The organism is Microbacterium sp. SS28 (genome assembly GCF_022761035.1).
GTDB lineage: Bacteria > Actinomycetota > Actinomycetes > Actinomycetales > Microbacteriaceae > Microbacterium.
This window is the reverse complement of the sequence record NZ_JAKWJP010000003.1, coordinates 430967-446295: the sequence shown is the minus strand read 5'-3', so window position 1 is coordinate 446295 and position 15329 is coordinate 430967. Positions and strand designations below refer to the sequence as shown.

Genomic DNA, 15329 nt, shown 5'->3' with positions numbered 1-15329 from the left:
CGCGGGCTCAGCTGACCGCTGAGCCCGCGGTGTTTCGCGTCTGGGACCAGCGCTGGGCGAGCAGCACGACGAGCATGCCGATCGCGGCGCCGAGCACGTTCGCGATGATGTCCGAGATCGCGGGCGTGCGCTCGGAGAGCAGCGCCGCCTGGATGGCCTCGATGGCGAAAGTCGCGCCGAGCGCGAGCGGCAGCACCCAGCGGCGCTTGCGAAGGATGAGCGTCAGCAGGATGCCGAGCGGCACGAACAGCACGATGTTGGCCGTGAACTCGATGCGCTCGTACGTGAGCCAGGGCACGATGCTCTGGATGTACGCGAGGAGCGGTCCCGCCTCGCGATCGACGGGGGACGGCCAGAACGCGATCGCGGCGAGCACGGCGACGTACACCGCGAGCCACACTCGCGCGTCGAGCACCCGCGCGAATACGGTGCGCGCCGGCAGAGATGCATCGGAGTCCACGGGTCGCCTCCCTTGTCAGGGCGCGCCGACCCTGCCGCGCATGTGCCGCGAGTCTACCCGGCGGCCACGATCCGGACACTCCCCGATGCCGCTGATACCGTGGGACACGGCGACTCGGGAGAGGACCGATCATGGCAGGGCATGTCAGACAACCGGACAAAGGCGTTTCGGACGGGACTATCGGGCGACGCGAAATCCTGAAGGCCGGGGCGTGGTCGGCGCCGGTCGTGCTCCTGGCCGCCGCCGTGCCCGCCGCCTCCGCGTCGGTGGTCGGTCCAGGCACCGTCGGCATCAACGCCAACTTGTCGATCTACACGAATGGGGTCTCGGGGAATCCGCGCCCGTATGGCTTCGACGGCGCCGAGTTCGACCCCACCAAGAATTTCCTGCAGGTGACGATCACCTCGAGCGGCGGCCTCCTCGCGAGCACGCCGACGACCACACAGCTCAACGGGTGGGTCGTGCTGTCGGCGACGCCCACGACTGCGATCCTGCAGTGGCCGGCCGGGTTGACCGGATTCGGCGTGGACACGACGACCTTCACCTATCCGTTCACGGGCGACGCCGCAGTCCAATCGATCCAGGTCAAGGGCGCGATCACCGCGACCACCGCCACCAACTTCGACGACGGCACCGTCACCGGTCCGAGCTCGGACATCTTCCTCCCCGTCTGACCCCGGCGACCGACTAGGGTGAGGCGGATGGCCGCCGCCACGATCCTGCGCCTCGACGAAGCCGTCGACCTCGGGCACGCGTGGCTCCAGTCGCTCGCGGACGAGCGGGGCATCCGGATCCTCTTCCTCAAGGGGCCCGCGCTGCACCGTCACGGCCTGCGCGCGCCGCGCACTTCGTCCGACGTCGACGTGCTCGTCGAGCCCGCGCGCTTCGCCGACTTCTGCGCCGACGTGCTCGCCGCCGGATGCACCGAGCGCGACGCGATCCTGATCAGCGAGCTCACGACGCTGCATTCGCGCACGTTCGTCCGCGACGGATGGCCGTGCGACATCGACGTCCACAGCTTCTACCCCGGGTTCCTCGCCGACCCCGCCGTCGCGTTCGGGGCGCTGTGGCGGCGACGCGTCGCCATGGAGTTCGCGCACCGCGCCTGCACCGTGCCCGACCGGGTGTCGGGCGTGCTCGTCCTCGCGCTGCACTCGCTGCGCGGCGCGAGCATCCAGGAGCGCCACGGCGACGAGCTCCAGCAGCTCGTCGCGATCGAGCTGACAGACCAGGAGAGGTCGGATGTCGCGGCCCTCGCACTCGCGACGGGCAGCGCCGCGACGCTCGAGACGGTGCTCCCGCGGCTCGGCATCGAGGTCGCCGCGCCGGCGGGCGAGGAGTCGTCGGACGAGCTGCGCCGCTGGCGGGAGCGCGTCGCAGCGGGCTCGCACGGCGCGTACTTCTGGATCTCGGCGTTCCTGACCGCTCCCCCGGCGCAGCGGCCGCGCATCGCCCTGCGCGCGCTCTGGCCGACCCGCCGCGATCTGCTGATCGCACGGCCGGACACCGTCGACAGTCTTTCCGGCCGCACGCGCGCGCGCCTCGCGCGCATGGGGCGGGGCATCCGCTGGCTGCCGCGCGCCCTGCGCGCTTTCGGTCCCGCGGCGCGCGCCCCGCGCGAACGCGCCTGAGCTCGGGGAGATCGTCCTGTGACGGGCGGTAGGTTGTGGGGGTGGATTCCCCCGAGCCTGCCGCCCGTCCGCGGTGGCGACGGGTTCTCGGCAGCTTCTGGTTCCAGCTCGTCGCGGCGTTCGTCGTCGCAGGTCTCCTGCTGACATTCGTCGCGAAGCCCTACGTCGTCCCGTCCTCCTCGATGGAGCCGACGCTCATGCCGGGTGACCGCATCCTCGTCGACCGCCTCTCCTCGTGGGGCGCGGGCCCCGCCACGGGCGACGTCGTCGTCTTCGACGCCGGGGTCGAATGGGATGCCGCTCCCCCCGCCGCCGTCGACCCGCTGCGCGGCATTCTGCGCTGGATCGGAGAGGTGAGCGGCTTCGGACCCTCCGGCGCCCACACGCTCGTCAAGCGCGTCATCGGCGCCCCCGGTCAGGCCGTCTCGTGCTGCACCGCCGGCGGTGCGGTCGTGGTCGACGGCGCACCCCTCGACGAGCCGTATGTCGTGAACGACCTGCCCTTCGACCCCGGGACGCTCGACTGCGCGACGACGCCGCGGTCGCCGCGCTGCTTCGACGAGGTCACCGTGCCGGATGACTCGTACCTCATGCTCGGCGACAACCGCTCGAACTCCGCCGACTCCGCGTACGAGTGTCGCGTCGAAGGCGCTGCGGCGGACTGCTGGCGCTGGGCCACGCGGGACGGCATCGTCGGCCGCGCCGTCGCGATCGTGTGGCCGATCGGCCGTTGGGGCGGTCTCTGACTCCGGCTCAGCGTCGCTCGGCGAGCGCCGCGGATTGGAGCGTCGTGAGGAACGCGGCGACGTCTTCGGCGACATCCTCCGGAGCGACACCCGCGGCCGCGGCGGCACGCGCCGCAACCTGATCGGCGGGTGCCGGCCCCTCGGCGAGCGCCCGCCAGATGACGGCGGCCGACCCCTCGAGCGCGAGCGGCGAGGCGGCGTCGTCCGACAGTGCGAGCGCCACGACCCGATCGTGCGAGTCCGTCCAGGCGACGTCCTCGCGGAGCGACCAGACTCCTCCGCGTACGATCACGCCCGCCTCGACCAGGCTCGCGACGGCGTCCGCCACGAGCTCGTCGGCGTCCCCGGCCTCGGGCGCACCCAGCGCGGCGACGGCCACCGCGACGAGATCGTCGAGGGATGCCGCATCCGCCGCCCTCCACAGCACCGGCGCGATGCCCGCGAGCACCCGCACGACGCCCTGCCCGTCGGCGTCGACCTGCAGCAGTGCGATCCGGTCGGGGTCGTCGAGCGCGAGGGCGTCGTGGACGGGAGCGCGCGAGTAGAGCGGGCCGTCCGCGTGCGAAGCCTGTTCCCGCGCCTGGGGCACGATGCTGCCGCCGATCGCGGCGGGCGCCACGGCGGGCTCGGTGGCGAGCGCCGCGACGACGGGCGCGAGCGAGGACGCCTCGGCGTAGGACACGCGCCGCACTCCGCCGAAGGCCTGAACCTGGGCTGCGATCGTGCGCAGCGGCGCGGGCATCGACGAGAGGTAGCTGGACTGCTCGACCAGGTCGGCCAGCACGTCCCCGAGGTCCATGAGCTCGACGGAGGGATCGCCGACGGACTCCCCGCGATCGAGCACCACGATCGCGGCGAGCCGCAGCGGCGCCTCGGGCAGCGGGCGCAGCCCCAGATCCGTGGGGGCCCGCTGGGTCTTGGGTCGATCCGGCTGCTCGATGATCGACAGCGGCTTTCGGTACGGCCAGACGCGCCCCTCGGCGTCGATCGCGACAGTCTCGTCCGAGACGTACCCGAACGCGGCGCCGAGCGTCCGCGCCGCCGTCGTCTTGCCGCGACCCGAGGGGCCCACGAGCACGACGACACGACCGTCGGATGCCGCGACCCCCGCCGCGTGCAGCATCCAGAGCTCGCCGCGACGCGCTTCGATCGCGGCGAGCGTCACCCGCTGCGACAGATCCGACAGCAGGCTCGCGATGTCGTCGGGAGCGTAGGCGGCGGCGCGTGCCGACACCGTGGCGGCGGCATCCGTCCCCTGATCCGCGGCGAGCGCATCGCGCCACGCCTCCGCGACGGCCTCGAGAGTCGCCTCGGCGTACCCGCCGAGCTCGATCGCGACTGTCGTGCCGAGGGCTTCGATCAGCAGTTTCCACGGCACACGGGGTAGTGTACGTGGGACCTGAGGGAGCCCTGTCATGGAGCTGCGCGACTACCTGCGCATTCTTCGAGCGCACTGGATCGGCATCGTGCTGCTGACCGCGCTCGGCGTCGCCGTAGCCTTCGCCTGGACCATGCTCCAGCCGCGCGTGTACACGGCGTCCGCGAGCGGCTATGTCGTCGCGAGCGGATCCTCCGGCGACAGCGGCTCCTCGCTCGTCGGCGACCAGCTGGCGCGCAGCAAGGTCACCTCCTACATCGACATCGGGTCGTGGCGCTCGGTCGCCGAGCATGCGATCGACGAGCTCGGCCTCGACACGACGCCCGAGGCGCTCGTCGTGCGTGTCGATGTCACGAACCCCCTCGACACCGTCGTCATCCACGTGACGGCGCAGGGCGACAGCCCCGAGGCCGCGCGCGACCTCGCCGAGGCATGGATCTCGGGCATGGTCACCGAGATCGACGACATCGAGGGCGACGGCACCCCCGGCTCGGCCGCCGTGACGCTCGTTCCCGGCGACTCCGCGCGCCTGCCCACGGCCCCGTCGTCGCCGAACCTGCGCCTCAACCTCGCGCTCGGCGCCCTCATCGGTCTCGCCCTCGGCGTCGGCTACGCGGTCCTTCGCCGCGTGCTCGACCGCCGCGTCCGCGACCCCCGCGACATCGAGCGGGAGTCGGGCGTCTCGGTCGTCGGCACGCTCCCCCTCGACAAGGGACTCGCGACGGCGGGGCGCCGCATCCACTTCGCAGACCCCTCCACGTCGCCGCAGATCTCCGAGGCGACACGCGAACTGCGCACGAATCTTCAGTTCATGGATGTCGACAACCCCCCTCGGGCGATCGTCATCACGAGCCCGCTCCCCGGCGACGGCAAGTCGACCCTCGCAGGCAACCTCGCGGTGAGCCTCGGCGCCGCCGGCGAGCACGTCATCCTCGTCGATGCCGACCTGCGCCGCCCCATGGTCGCGGAGCTCTTCGACCTGCCGCAGGGCGCAGGCCTCACCGACATCCTTGCGGGACGCGCCGAGGTCGTCGACGTCGTCCACAACGTGAGCCACTCGCCGAACCTCGCGGTCATCACGTCCGGGCGCATCCCCCCGAACCCGAGCGAGCTGCTCGGGTCCAAGCGCATGCGCGACCTCATCCGCACGCTCAGCGAGCACGCCTTCGTCATCATCGACGCCCCTCCCCTGCTGCCCGTGACGGATGCCGCGATCCTCTCGCACGTCACCGACGGCGCGCTCGTGGTCGTGTCGGCGGGCAAGACGACGTACGACATGCTGACGAAGGCCGTCGACAACCTCGAGAAGGCCAACGCCCGCACGCTCGGCATCGTGCTCAACCGCGTGCCGCGCCGCGGGGCCGGCTCCGGGTACTACGGATACCAGTACCAGGGCGAGTACACGTCGGCGCCCAAGGCCGAGGCCCCATCCTGAGCTCCCCATTCGGGGAACGCTCGGCGAGACCGCCTAGGGTTGTCGGGTGACGCCGTCCGCCAACCCTCGCCCCCTCCGGGTGGCGGGTGTCGTGTTCGCGTCGATCCTCGGCGCCCTCCTGATCGCCGCCGTCGCCGCGACGGCCTGGATCGGCGTGCGCGGGTTCCTCGCCTACGGCCACCTGCGCGCGGCGCAGACCGCCGCAGCCACCGCGCGCGACAGCATCGCCGACCCCACGGCCGCCGCCGGCGCGATCGACGCCGTCTCGAGCGAGACCTCGGCCGCCCGCGCGCTGACGTCGGATCCGGTCTGGTCCCTCTCCGAGCACCTGCCCTGGGTGGGTCCGCAGCTCGCGGCCACAGCGACCGTCGCCGCGTCGCTCGACGATGTAGCCGGCTCCGCCCTCGCGCCGCTCGCCCAGGTCGCCTCGACGTTCGACCTCGCGGCGCTGCGCCCGCAGGACGGGCGGATCGACCTCTCGACGTTCACGTCACTCCAGGATGCCGCGACGGCCGGCTCCGACGGGATCGCTGCGGCCGCGGCATCCGTCTCCGCCGTCGACCGCACCGCTCTCGTGACGCCGCTCCGCTCGGCCGTGAACGAGGTCTCGACGCTGCTCGACGAGGCCGAGGGCGCTGCGTCGGCGGTGTCGCGCGCGACCGTGCTGCTGCCCGCGATGCTCGGCGCCGAGGGCCCCCGCGACTACCTCGTGCTCTTCCAGAACAACGCGGAGTGGCGCTCGCTCGGCGGCATCCCCGGCGCCATGGCGCTCCTCCACACGGACGGCGGTGCGCTCACGCTCACGGCGCAGGAGTCCACGGGCGACTACCCGAGGTACGACGAGTCGGTGCTGCCGCTCGACGACGAGGTCACCGCGATCTACGGCGAGCGTCCCGGACGGTGGATGCAGAACGTCACCCAGGTGCCCGACTTCGCCGTGTCGGCGAGCCTTGCGCGCGAGATGTGGGCGCGCGAGCACGGCGGCAAGCAGGTCGACGGCGTCATCGCGCTCGATCCCGTCGCGCTCACCTACCTGCTCGGTGCGACGGGCCCCGTCACGCTGCCCACGGGCGACGTCCTGACGCCCGAGTCCACGGTGCCGCTCCTGCTCAACGAGGTGTACGCGCGCTACAGCAGCCCCGCCGATCAGGACGCCTTCTTCGCGCTCGCGGCGGCCTCGGTCTTCGAGGCGCTCTCACGAGGAGACGCCGACCCCGTTGCACTCGTATCGGCCCTCACGCGTGCGGGCGACGAGCGCCGGCTCAACCTGTGGAGCGCGCACGAGGCCGATCAGGCCGTCCTGGAGGAGACGACCCTCGCGGGAGGCCTGCCAGAGACCGACGCGGACGCCGCGCGCTTCGGCGTCTTCCTCAACGACGGCACGGGCTCGAAGATGGACTTCTATCTGACGTCCGACTCGCGCGTCGCGTGGGACCAGTGCACGACGGATGCCGCGGGCCGGGCATCCGGCACGGCGAAGCTCACGGTCACGATCGCGAGCAACGCCCCCGCCGACGCCGCGAACCTGCCGCCCTACATCACGGGCGAGGGCATCTACGGCGTGCCCCCCGGCATCGCGCGGACCGTCGTCTACGTGTACCTGCCCGAGGGCTTCGACCTCGCCGGCGCCGAGCTCAGCGACGACGGCGGATTCGGCGGCGGCATGCATGCGGGCCGCCGCGTCGTGAGCTTCACGACCGACCTCGCCCCGGGCGGATCGACGACGGCGGTCATCACGGCCGCCACCGCGACGCCGTCCGCGCCCGTGCTCGAAGCCGTCTCCACGCCGACGCTCGTGCCACAGCCCGCGGCAACGGCGGTGTGCGGGGGCTGAGCCTCGGGATTCCCCCGGTCACCCCGTGATTGGCGCGTGCTCCACAACCCCGTAGACTCAGCGGCACCATGACCCGCGCGCCTCGTATCGCCCTCGCAGCGACGATCCTCCCGCTCGTCGCCGTTCTGATGGCGGCCGCGCTGCTCTTGTCCGCGCCCGCCGCCCGCGCCGAGACGATCTACCCCCCGGCGGGGTCCTGCACGTCGACGCCCGCGACGATCGCGCCGGGTGCGGCGGTCTCGCTGCAGTGCGCGGCCGAGACCTTCTCCGCCGACGAGGACGTCACCATCACGGTGACGGGTGAGAACGGCGCCGGCGTCGCGATCGGCATGGTGCGTCTCGCGATCTCGACGGCGAGCGGGCACGCGACATCCGGTCCCGACGGATCGCTGCCGGCGGTGCGCATCGCGTTCCCCGCGGATGCCCGCGGCACCTACAACATCGAGGCGATCTCAGCGAGCTCGGCCGGCGGCACCGCCGCCGTGACGGTGACGAACCCCGACGGCAGCCTGCCGGTGACGGGACTCGACTCGAGCACCCTGACGGGCCTGTGGATCGGCGGCGGACTGCTGCTGCTCGCGGGCGCCGCCCTCGGCGTCGTCGCGTTCCTGCGCCGTCGACGCGACGCCGAATAGCCGTCCCGCCGGGCTCAGCCGTCAGGCGACGTCGACCTCGGCATCCGTCCCCTCGCCCCTGCCCGCCTTCTTCGCGGGGTGGGCCGTCACGAGGATCGGCAGGTGGTCGGAGAGACCCTGTGGCAGCGTCGTGACCTTGTCGATCTCGAACCCGACCGACGTCGCGAAGTCGTAGTGCCCGCGAAAGAACCGGTAGCGCGTGTAGGTGCGGGTGTCGCTGAGGGTCAGTTCGTAGCCCTGCTCGCGCACCTTCTGCCCGAGGTTCTCCTTGAAGACGGGGTAGTTGTAGTCGCCGACCATGATGATCGGCAGCCCCTCGCCCAGGCCGCCCAGCTCGGTGAGCGCCGTCTTGATCTGGTGGCGGCGGAGCGAATTGAGCGCCGTGAGCGGCGCCGCGTGGAACGACGCCACGATGAGCTCGCGGCCGTGGTCGATGTCGTGCAGCCGCACGCCCAGCATGCGCTCCTCGGCGGGCTTGAGCACGCGGTCGTGCAGTGATTTCTTGAGCGCCATCGAGCGCACCTCGACGGCGCGGTAGGTGTTCTCGCGGTAGTACACCGCGAGTCCGAGTCGATTGCGCTGCGTCGAGTCCGCGAGCCGCAGCCCCGAGATCGTCGAGGGGATGTCGGTCGTGTCGCACTCCTGCAGGCAGAGCACGTCGACCGCATGCTTCTCGACGAGCGTCGCGAGTTCGCGGGCGGCCCGGTGCTTGCGGAGGTTGTACGAGATGAGCTTCAGCATGCTCGTTCCAGAGTAGGACGATGGGGGCTCGGATGGGTGTCCTCCACGGGAAGCGTGAGCGCCTTCAGACTGAACCCCCAGAATCGGGTCGGCGTCACTCGCGATCGCGGCGAGCGCGCGTCTGGTCGGCGCGCGCCGCGAGCTGATCGTCGGCGGGATACCCGACTGCCGTCAGCGTGAGGCCGCGCGCCGCGAGCACCTTGATCTCGGGCACGCGCTCGCGCCCGTCGCGGATCGCCGCGACGTCCGGGACGTCGAGGCGCCCCTCCCCCACGGCGACGCATGCGCCGACGAGCGCCCGCACCATCGAGTGGCAGAAGGCGTCAGCCTTGACGTTCGCGACGAGGACGCCGTCCTCTGCGCGGTGCCAGTCGAACTCGAGGAGCGTGCGGATCGTCGTCGCCTCGTCGCGCGGCTTGCAGTAGGCCGCGAAGTCGTGCAGACCGATGAGGCTTCGGGCAGCGGCATCCATCTCGTCGACGTCGAGGTCAGCGCGCACCGTCGTGGTCCGCAGCCGCTCGAGCGGGTCGTAGCCCGACACCGAGTCCGCGACACGGTACGCGTAGCGCCGCCACACGGCCGAGAAGCGCGCATCGAAGCCCGCGGGTGCGACAGAGCTCGCCCGGACCGTCACATCGGCGTACGCGCCGAGGACGCCGCGCAGCCGGGCGGCGAGTCGCGCGGCGGGTTCGGGAGGGGTTCCGGATGCCGCATCCCGCCGCCCCGACCGTGCCATGAGCCGGTCGACCTGCGACCCGTCGAGATCCAGGTGCGCGACCTGGCCCGTCGCGTGCACACCCGCATCCGTGCGGCCCGCGACGACGAGCCGCGGCTCGCCTCCGAGCACCCGCGCGACGGCGGCCTCGAGGGTGCCCTGCACGGAGCGGAGGCCGGGCTGACGCGCCCAGCCGCGGAACTGGCTCCCGTCGTAGGCGATGTCGAGGCGGATCCGCATCCGCTCAGCCTATTGCGGCGATGCCACGGTCGCCGCCCGACGGGGTCGCCGCCCTCAGCCCATGACCCGCCGGGTCGGATCGAGCCGCTCGCCTACGGCCTCGAGCGCCGAGCGCGCGAGCCGGATGCGGTTGTCGTTCTCGCGCACGACCTCGCGGGCGAGCGAGGGGTGGCCGCGCACGATGTCGTCGAGCACGCCCACCGGGATGCGCACGACCTCGACCTCGGTCAGGGCGATCGCGCGAGAGATCGTACGGCTGCGCGTGAGGGCCGTGAGGCCGACCGCGTCGTCGCGCGTGAGTTCCGTGATCTGCACGAAGCCGGCGTCGCTCGGGACGCCGAGCATGACGCGTCCCGAGAGGATGAAGCGCGTCGCGAGCGGCAGGGTACCGGGGCGCAGCAGCACCTCGCCCTGTGCGAACCGCTCGAGCCGCGCCGTCGCGACGAGCGCCTCGGCCTCGCCGGGACGCAGGCTCAGCGCCGGCGCGATCTGACGCAGGCCCTCCAGCAGCCGCTGGGGGCTGTTCCAGTCGTCGGTGACGTCGCCGTCCAGATGCAGGTCGGCGCGACGCGCGGCGTACCAGAGCCGCGTCGTGAAGGCGTCCACGACGGCGCCCTCGTCGCCCGGCGACTGCAGCGGGATCGAGATGCGGTACTTCGCGCCGCCCGCCGTCGAGACCGAGGGCTCCCGATCCGGCGAAACGCGCGGGATGTCGCGTGCGACGTCGACGAGCATCTCGCGCACGCGCAGCGGCGGGTCGTCCGTCGCGAACTCGACCTCCGTGACGGCGGCGTACGGGTCGGCGGCGCGGCTGAGGTTCGTGAACGAGCCCTCTGCGAGCTCGGCCGTCGGCATGACGACGATGCCGTTGCCCGTGTCGAGGTGCACGGCGCGCCAGTTGACCTCGATGATCTGACCGCGCGTGCCGCCCGTCTCGATCCAGTCGCCGAGCTGGAAGGGCGCCTCGAAGATGAGGAAGAGCCCCGACACGATCGACCCGACGGCGTTCTGCAGCGCGAGGCCCACGACGATCGAGGTGATGCCGAGGGCTGCGAACACGCCCGCGACATCGGCATCCCACACCCACCAGAACACGAGCGCGATGCCGACGATGATGAACACGAACCGGATGAGGTCGCTGAAGATCGTCGGGAACCGGTCGCGCCACGACCCCTTCTCGGCCCGGTGGAACACGAGGTGGTTGACGGCGTTGATCGTGACGACGATGACGAGCAGGCCGAAGATCGTCCAGATGACGCGAGGCCAGGTGCCCGATCCCTCCCACGCGCCCGGCTGACTCAGCAGCACGAGCACCCCGGCGACCGGCACGAGGTAGTTGCGCACCATCAGGACGATCGGAGCGGCACGGCTGCCGGACCGCAGCAGCATGTTCGACAGCTCGGTCAGCCCGATCAGCATCAGCGGCAGTCCGACCGAGACGATGACGGCGGGCCAGAACCAGGGCTGCGACGCGATGTCGCTCATCGGATCACCCCTGCCCCCGCGCCGACACGCGATGCCTCATCACTCGGCGACCGTCACGGCCGTCACGACGCGCCACACGCGCTGGCTGCCGCTCTTGGTCGAGACCTCGCCCGCCGGCGCGACCGAGATGGTGTCGGGGATGCGGTCGGCGACACGCTGCGTGATGTAGATGCCGGCCTCGTCGTAGTCGCCCTGCACCCGGTAGGCGAGGTTCACGGCATCGCCCCACATGTCGTAGACGATGCGGGCGCGGCCGATGAGGCCGCTCGTCACCTGGCCCGAGTCCAGGCCCGCGCGCAGATCGAGGTCGACCCCCTGCTGCGTCGAGTACCGCTCGAGGATCGTGTGCAGCTCCATCGCGAACTCGACGGCACGGCGCGCGTTGTCGACGCGGGGGGTCCCGAGGCCGACACTCGCGACGTATGACTGGCGCGTCGTGCGCACACGCTCGACTCCGTAGCGCTCGGCGGCCTCGTCGAAGATGCGGATGAGGTCGTTGAGCCGCGTCACCGCTTCTCCGGACGACAGTGTCAGCGCGAGCTCCTCGAAGCCGACGATGTCGGCGAAGATGACCGTGACGTCGTCGTTGTCCTGCGTGATGGCGTCGTCGCCGTGCTTGTAGCGATCGGCGATCCCTTCGGGCATGAACGACAGGATCAGTGCCTCGTTGGCCTTCTCCTGCTGCTCGATGAGGTTGGACTTGACCTGCAGGCTGTGGCTCATGTCGTTGAACGCCCCAGCGACGTCCGCGAGCTCGTCGCTGGACCCCGCGTCGACCTGGACGCCCTCCTCGCCCGCCGCGATCCGCTGCGCCGCGAGCTTGAGCCGTCGGAGCGGCCGCACGAAGACCTGTGCGAGCACGAGCGAGAGCAGGCAGACGAAGATGATCATGGCGGCCGTCGAGAGGATGAGGTTGCGCGTGAAGTCCTCGACGGGCGCCATCGCCTCGCTGTAGGCCTCCTGCGCGACGATGACCCATCCGAGCGAATCGACCGCGATAGGCGAGTACGCCGTGATGGCCTCGCGCCCGAGGTAGTCCCGCTCGACGATCGCGCCGTCCTCGCCGGACAGCGCCCGCGTCACGGCGTCGCCGCTCACGAGCTGGTGCAGGAGCGTGTTGCCGTTCTGCACGCTCAGCGCGGCTGCCGCGGGCGGGAGTCCGGCGGCCACCGCCGCCTCTTCGTAGGTCTCGGGCGAAGCCTGCAGCTCGCGCGAGATCGACCGCATAGTGCCGTCGCGGCCCACGAGATAGGTCTCGCCCGTGTCGCCCAGTCCGTTGTCGGCCCATTGCCCGTCGACGGTCATGACCTCGTTGATGCGGTCGACCGGCAGCTCGATCGCGAGCGCCCCGACGATCTGGTCGTCGACCGCGATCGGCGTCACGGCCCAGCCGGCCGGGTTGCCGAGGCTCGGACTGTAGGCGGCGAAGTCCGACAGCACGACGTCGCCCACGATGTTGCGGCTCATGACCTCGCGATACGCGGCCGCGAGGTTCGACAGCCGGTAGGGGCCCTCGAGCAGGTTGGCCCCGAGATCCACGCCCTTGAAGGCCGTGTAGACGATGTTGCCCTGCGTGTCGAGCATGAGCACGTCTTCGAAGCGGTGCAGCTCCGTCATCGACCGGTAGTAGTCGTGGTACTTCGCATGCGCGGCCGACCAGGCGCTGCCGTCGCCCGCGTCGTCGACGAGGATCGCGTCCTCCCACGTCTCGTACGGGATGACGTAGTTGTACTGGAGGTACTCGGCCGCGGCATCCGTCGGCGCGAAAGCGGCTCCGTCGACGTCGACGCCCGTCGCCTCGGAGAGCTGCGTCGCGAACGTCTCGTCGTAGTAGTCGTCGACGGCGGCGGATGCTTCGGCATCGAGCCGGGCGTCCTGCAGCTGCTGGAATCCGTCGGTGAAGGCGACGATCGCCTGCTTGCTCGTGTCGTTCTTGGCCGACAGCCGCACGGAGTTCTCGATCGTCTCGAACAGCGCGACGACCTCGCGGGCGCGGTTCTCGCGGATCTCGACGAGCTTGTCGGTCGCGATCGCGCGCAGCGCCTGTGTGCCGTTGACGTAGCCGATGACGCCGACGACGATGCTCGAGAGCACGCTGACGGACAGCAGCATGATGAGCAGGATCGAGTAGATCGAGAGGCCCGCACGACGACGGGGCTGGGGTGTCCCGACCCACTGAGTCGTCACCGCAGCCTGCTCGACCTCGTCGGACCCGACGGTCCGCTCGCCGGAAATGCGCGTCACCACGCCCCCTGGAACCCCACACCCTCTTCCCCGAGGGCTGGGCTCAGACTAGCGCGTCGAGGGCCCGCAACGGCGAAACCCGCGTGAGCCGGGGCTCACGCGGGTTTCGCGATGCAGGATGCCGGTTGCCCGGCGGGGCCGTATTACTCGGCCTTCTCCGCGGGGGTCTCCTCGACGACGGCGTCCTCGGCGGCGGCCTCAGCGGCAGCGCCCTCCTCGGGCGACTCGGCGCCGGCCTCGGCTGCCTCGTCGGCCGGGGTCTCGACGACCTCGTCCTCGGCGGGCTCCTCGGCGACGGGCGCGGCGGCGGCAGGCGCAGCCTTCTTCGCCTTGGCCTTCTTGGTCACGGGCTCGAGGACGAGCTCGATGACGGCCATGGGGGCGTTGTCGCCCTTGCGGTTGCCGACCTTCGTGATGCGGGTGTAGCCACCCTCGCGCTCGGCGACGAGCGGCGCGATCTCGGTGAACAGGACGTGCACGACTTCCTTGTCACCGATGACCGACAGCACGCGACGACGCGCGTGCAGGTCGCCGCGCTTCGCGAACGTCACGAGGCGCTCGGCGAGCGGACGCACGCGCTTGGCCTTCGTCTCGGTCGTCGTGATCGACTTGTGCGTGAAGAGGGCGGCCGCGAGGTTCGCAAGCAGCAGGCGCTCGTGGGCGGGGCCGCCTCCGAGGCGGGGACCCTTCGTGGGCTTGGGCATATCAATTACTCCAGTGGGAAAAAGTCGGTCTCACGGATGCTGCGCACCCGGCTTCACGCCGGGTCTGCGGCATCCCGTCAGATGGTCTCGTCGTCGTAGCCGCCGTAGAAGTGCGCGCCGTCGAACCCGGGGACCGAGTCCTTGAGCGACAGACCGAGCGAGATGAGCTTGTCGCGCACCTCGTCGACCGACTTCTGACCGAAGTTGCGGATATTCATGAGCTGCGTCTCCGACAGGGCGACGAGCTCCGAGACCGTGTTGATGCCCTCGCGCTTGAGGCAGTTGTACGAGCGGACCGACAGATCGAGGTCCTCGATCGGCATCGACAACTCGTTGGAGAGGACCGTCTCGACCGGCGCGGGGCCGATCTCGATGCCCTCGGCCTCGACGTTGAGCTCGCGGGCCAGGCCGAAGAGCTCCGTCAGGGTGCGGCCGGCAGAGGCGACGGCGTCGCGCGGGGCGATCGACGGCTTCGACTCGACGTCCAGGACGAGCTTGTCGAAGTCGGTGCGCTCACCGGCACGGGTCGCGTCGACGCGGTAGCTGACCTTGAGCACGGGCGAGTAGATCGAGTCGACGGGGACCTGACCGGCCTCGGCGTACTCGTTGCGGTTCTGCGTCGCCGAGACGTAGCCGCGGCCACGCTCGATCGTGAGCTCGAGCTCGAACTTCGCGGTGTCGTTGAGGGTCGCGATGACGAGCTCGGGGTTGTGCACCTCGACGCCCGCGGGGGCGGAGATGTCCGCCGCCGTGACCTCGCCGGCACCCGTCTTGCGCAGGTACGCCGTGATGGGCTCATCGCGCTCGCTCGAGACGACGAGCTGCTTGATGTTGAGGATGATCTCGGTGACATCCTCCTTGACACCGGGAATGGTGCTGAACTCGTGGAGGACGCCGTCGATGCGGATGCTCGTTACGGCCGCGCCGGGGATCGACGAGAGGAGGCTGCGACGCAGCGCGTTGCCGATCGTGTAGCCGAAGCCGGGCTCGAGCGGCTCGATGACGAACCGGCTGCGGAACTCCCCGATCTTCTCCTCGGTCAGGGTGGGACGCTGTGCGATGAGCACTATGTGTTCCTTTC

General features: G+C 71.1%; 14 protein-coding genes. 6 read left to right on the top strand and 8 right to left on the bottom strand.

Annotated elements, in window-relative coordinates:
- Positions 1–7: 7 nt before the first annotated feature.
- The gene (locus MJ607_RS11120; RefSeq protein WP_243075651.1) at positions 8–460 is read right to left on the bottom strand and encodes a VanZ family protein; all 453 of its coding nucleotides are present in this window, start codon (positions 458–460) and stop codon (positions 8–10) included.
- Between the two features lie 227 nt (positions 461–687).
- On the opposite strand from MJ607_RS11120, the gene MJ607_RS11115 reads away from it, so the two are divergent.
- From MJ607_RS11115 to lepB, 3 genes are read left to right on the top strand one after another with little or no spacing between them, the layout of a single operon-like run.
- Positions 688–1134: a hypothetical protein gene (locus MJ607_RS11115; protein ID WP_243075650.1), complete on the top strand. Its 447-nt coding sequence runs from the start codon at positions 688–690 to the stop codon at positions 1132–1134.
- Between the two features lie 27 nt (positions 1135–1161).
- A complete protein-coding gene (locus tag MJ607_RS11110; protein WP_243075649.1) occupies positions 1162–2091 on the top strand; it encodes a nucleotidyltransferase family protein in 930 nt (309 codons plus the stop codon).
- A gap of 41 nt (positions 2092–2132) precedes the next feature.
- Positions 2133–2837, top strand: a complete 705-nt coding sequence (gene lepB / locus MJ607_RS11105; RefSeq protein ID WP_243075648.1) for a signal peptidase I — start codon at positions 2133–2135, stop codon at positions 2835–2837.
- A 7-nt stretch (positions 2838–2844) separates the two neighbouring features.
- Here lepB and MJ607_RS20210 read toward each other — a convergent pair whose 3' ends face one another.
- Positions 2845–4215 (bottom strand): PqqD family peptide modification chaperone, encoded by a 1371-nt coding sequence (locus MJ607_RS20210; protein WP_243075647.1) that lies wholly within the window; start codon positions 4213–4215, stop codon positions 2845–2847.
- A gap of 37 nt (positions 4216–4252) precedes the next feature.
- On the opposite strand from MJ607_RS20210, the gene MJ607_RS11095 reads away from it, so the two are divergent.
- The 3 genes from MJ607_RS11095 to MJ607_RS11085 all read left to right on the top strand — a co-directional run bounded on the left by MJ607_RS11095 (position 4253) and on the right by MJ607_RS11085 (position 8119).
- Positions 4253–5650: a polysaccharide biosynthesis tyrosine autokinase gene (locus MJ607_RS11095; RefSeq protein WP_243075646.1), complete on the top strand. Its 1398-nt coding sequence runs from the start codon at positions 4253–4255 to the stop codon at positions 5648–5650.
- 46 nt (positions 5651–5696) lie between these two features.
- Positions 5697–7484 carry a DUF4012 domain-containing protein gene (locus MJ607_RS11090; protein ID WP_243075645.1) on the top strand — a complete coding sequence of 596 codons (1788 nt, stop codon included), beginning with the start codon at positions 5697–5699 and terminating at the stop codon, positions 7482–7484.
- Positions 7485–7552: 68 nt separating this feature from the next.
- A complete protein-coding gene (locus MJ607_RS11085) occupies positions 7553–8119 on the top strand; it encodes a cell wall protein (protein ID WP_243075644.1) in 567 nt (188 codons plus the stop codon).
- A 21-nt stretch (positions 8120–8140) separates the two neighbouring features.
- Here the strand turns inward: MJ607_RS11085 and MJ607_RS11080 are convergent, their stop codons facing one another.
- The 6 genes from MJ607_RS11080 to MJ607_RS11055 all read right to left on the bottom strand — a co-directional run bounded on the left by MJ607_RS11080 (position 8141) and on the right by MJ607_RS11055 (position 15315).
- Positions 8141–8857: an endonuclease/exonuclease/phosphatase family protein gene (locus MJ607_RS11080; RefSeq protein WP_243075775.1), complete on the bottom strand. Its 717-nt coding sequence runs from the start codon at positions 8855–8857 to the stop codon at positions 8141–8143.
- A gap of 97 nt (positions 8858–8954) precedes the next feature.
- Positions 8955–9815, bottom strand: a complete 861-nt coding sequence (truA, locus tag MJ607_RS11075; RefSeq protein ID WP_243075643.1) for a tRNA pseudouridine(38-40) synthase TruA — start codon at positions 9813–9815, stop codon at positions 8955–8957.
- Between the two features lie 54 nt (positions 9816–9869).
- A complete protein-coding gene (locus MJ607_RS11070; RefSeq protein ID WP_243075642.1) occupies positions 9870–11300 on the bottom strand; it encodes a mechanosensitive ion channel domain-containing protein in 1431 nt (476 codons plus the stop codon).
- A 39-nt stretch (positions 11301–11339) separates the two neighbouring features.
- The gene (locus MJ607_RS20205; RefSeq protein WP_243075641.1) at positions 11340–13544 is read right to left on the bottom strand and encodes an adenylate/guanylate cyclase domain-containing protein; all 2205 of its coding nucleotides are present in this window, start codon (positions 13542–13544) and stop codon (positions 11340–11342) included.
- 143 nt (positions 13545–13687) lie between these two features.
- On the bottom strand, positions 13688–14248 hold the full coding sequence (gene rplQ, locus MJ607_RS11060; RefSeq protein WP_243075640.1) for a 50S ribosomal protein L17: 561 nt from the start codon (positions 14246–14248) through the stop codon (positions 13688–13690).
- A 77-nt stretch (positions 14249–14325) separates the two neighbouring features.
- On the bottom strand, positions 14326–15315 hold the full coding sequence (locus tag MJ607_RS11055) for a DNA-directed RNA polymerase subunit alpha (RefSeq protein ID WP_243075639.1): 990 nt from the start codon (positions 15313–15315) through the stop codon (positions 14326–14328).
- Positions 15316–15329: the final 14 nt, after the last annotated feature.

Bases quoted from the DNA above. Each gene is read 5' to 3' on its own strand.
- rplQ (WP_243075640.1), bottom strand. From the start codon at position 14,248: ATGCCCAAGCCCACGAAGGGTCCCCGCCTCGGAGGCGGCCCCGCCCAC.
- MJ607_RS11070 (WP_243075642.1), bottom strand. From the start codon at position 11,300: ATGAGCGACATCGCGTCGCAGCCCTGGTTCTGGCCCGCCGTCATCGTC.
- truA (WP_243075643.1), bottom strand. From the start codon at position 9,815: ATGCGGATCCGCCTCGACATCGCCTACGACGGGAGCCAGTTCCGCGGC.
- MJ607_RS11110 (WP_243075649.1), top strand. From the start codon at position 1,162: ATGGCCGCCGCCACGATCCTGCGCCTCGACGAAGCCGTCGACCTCGGG.
- MJ607_RS11095 (WP_243075646.1), top strand. From the start codon at position 4,253: ATGGAGCTGCGCGACTACCTGCGCATTCTTCGAGCGCACTGGATCGGC.
- MJ607_RS11085 (WP_243075644.1), top strand. From the start codon at position 7,553: ATGACCCGCGCGCCTCGTATCGCCCTCGCAGCGACGATCCTCCCGCTC.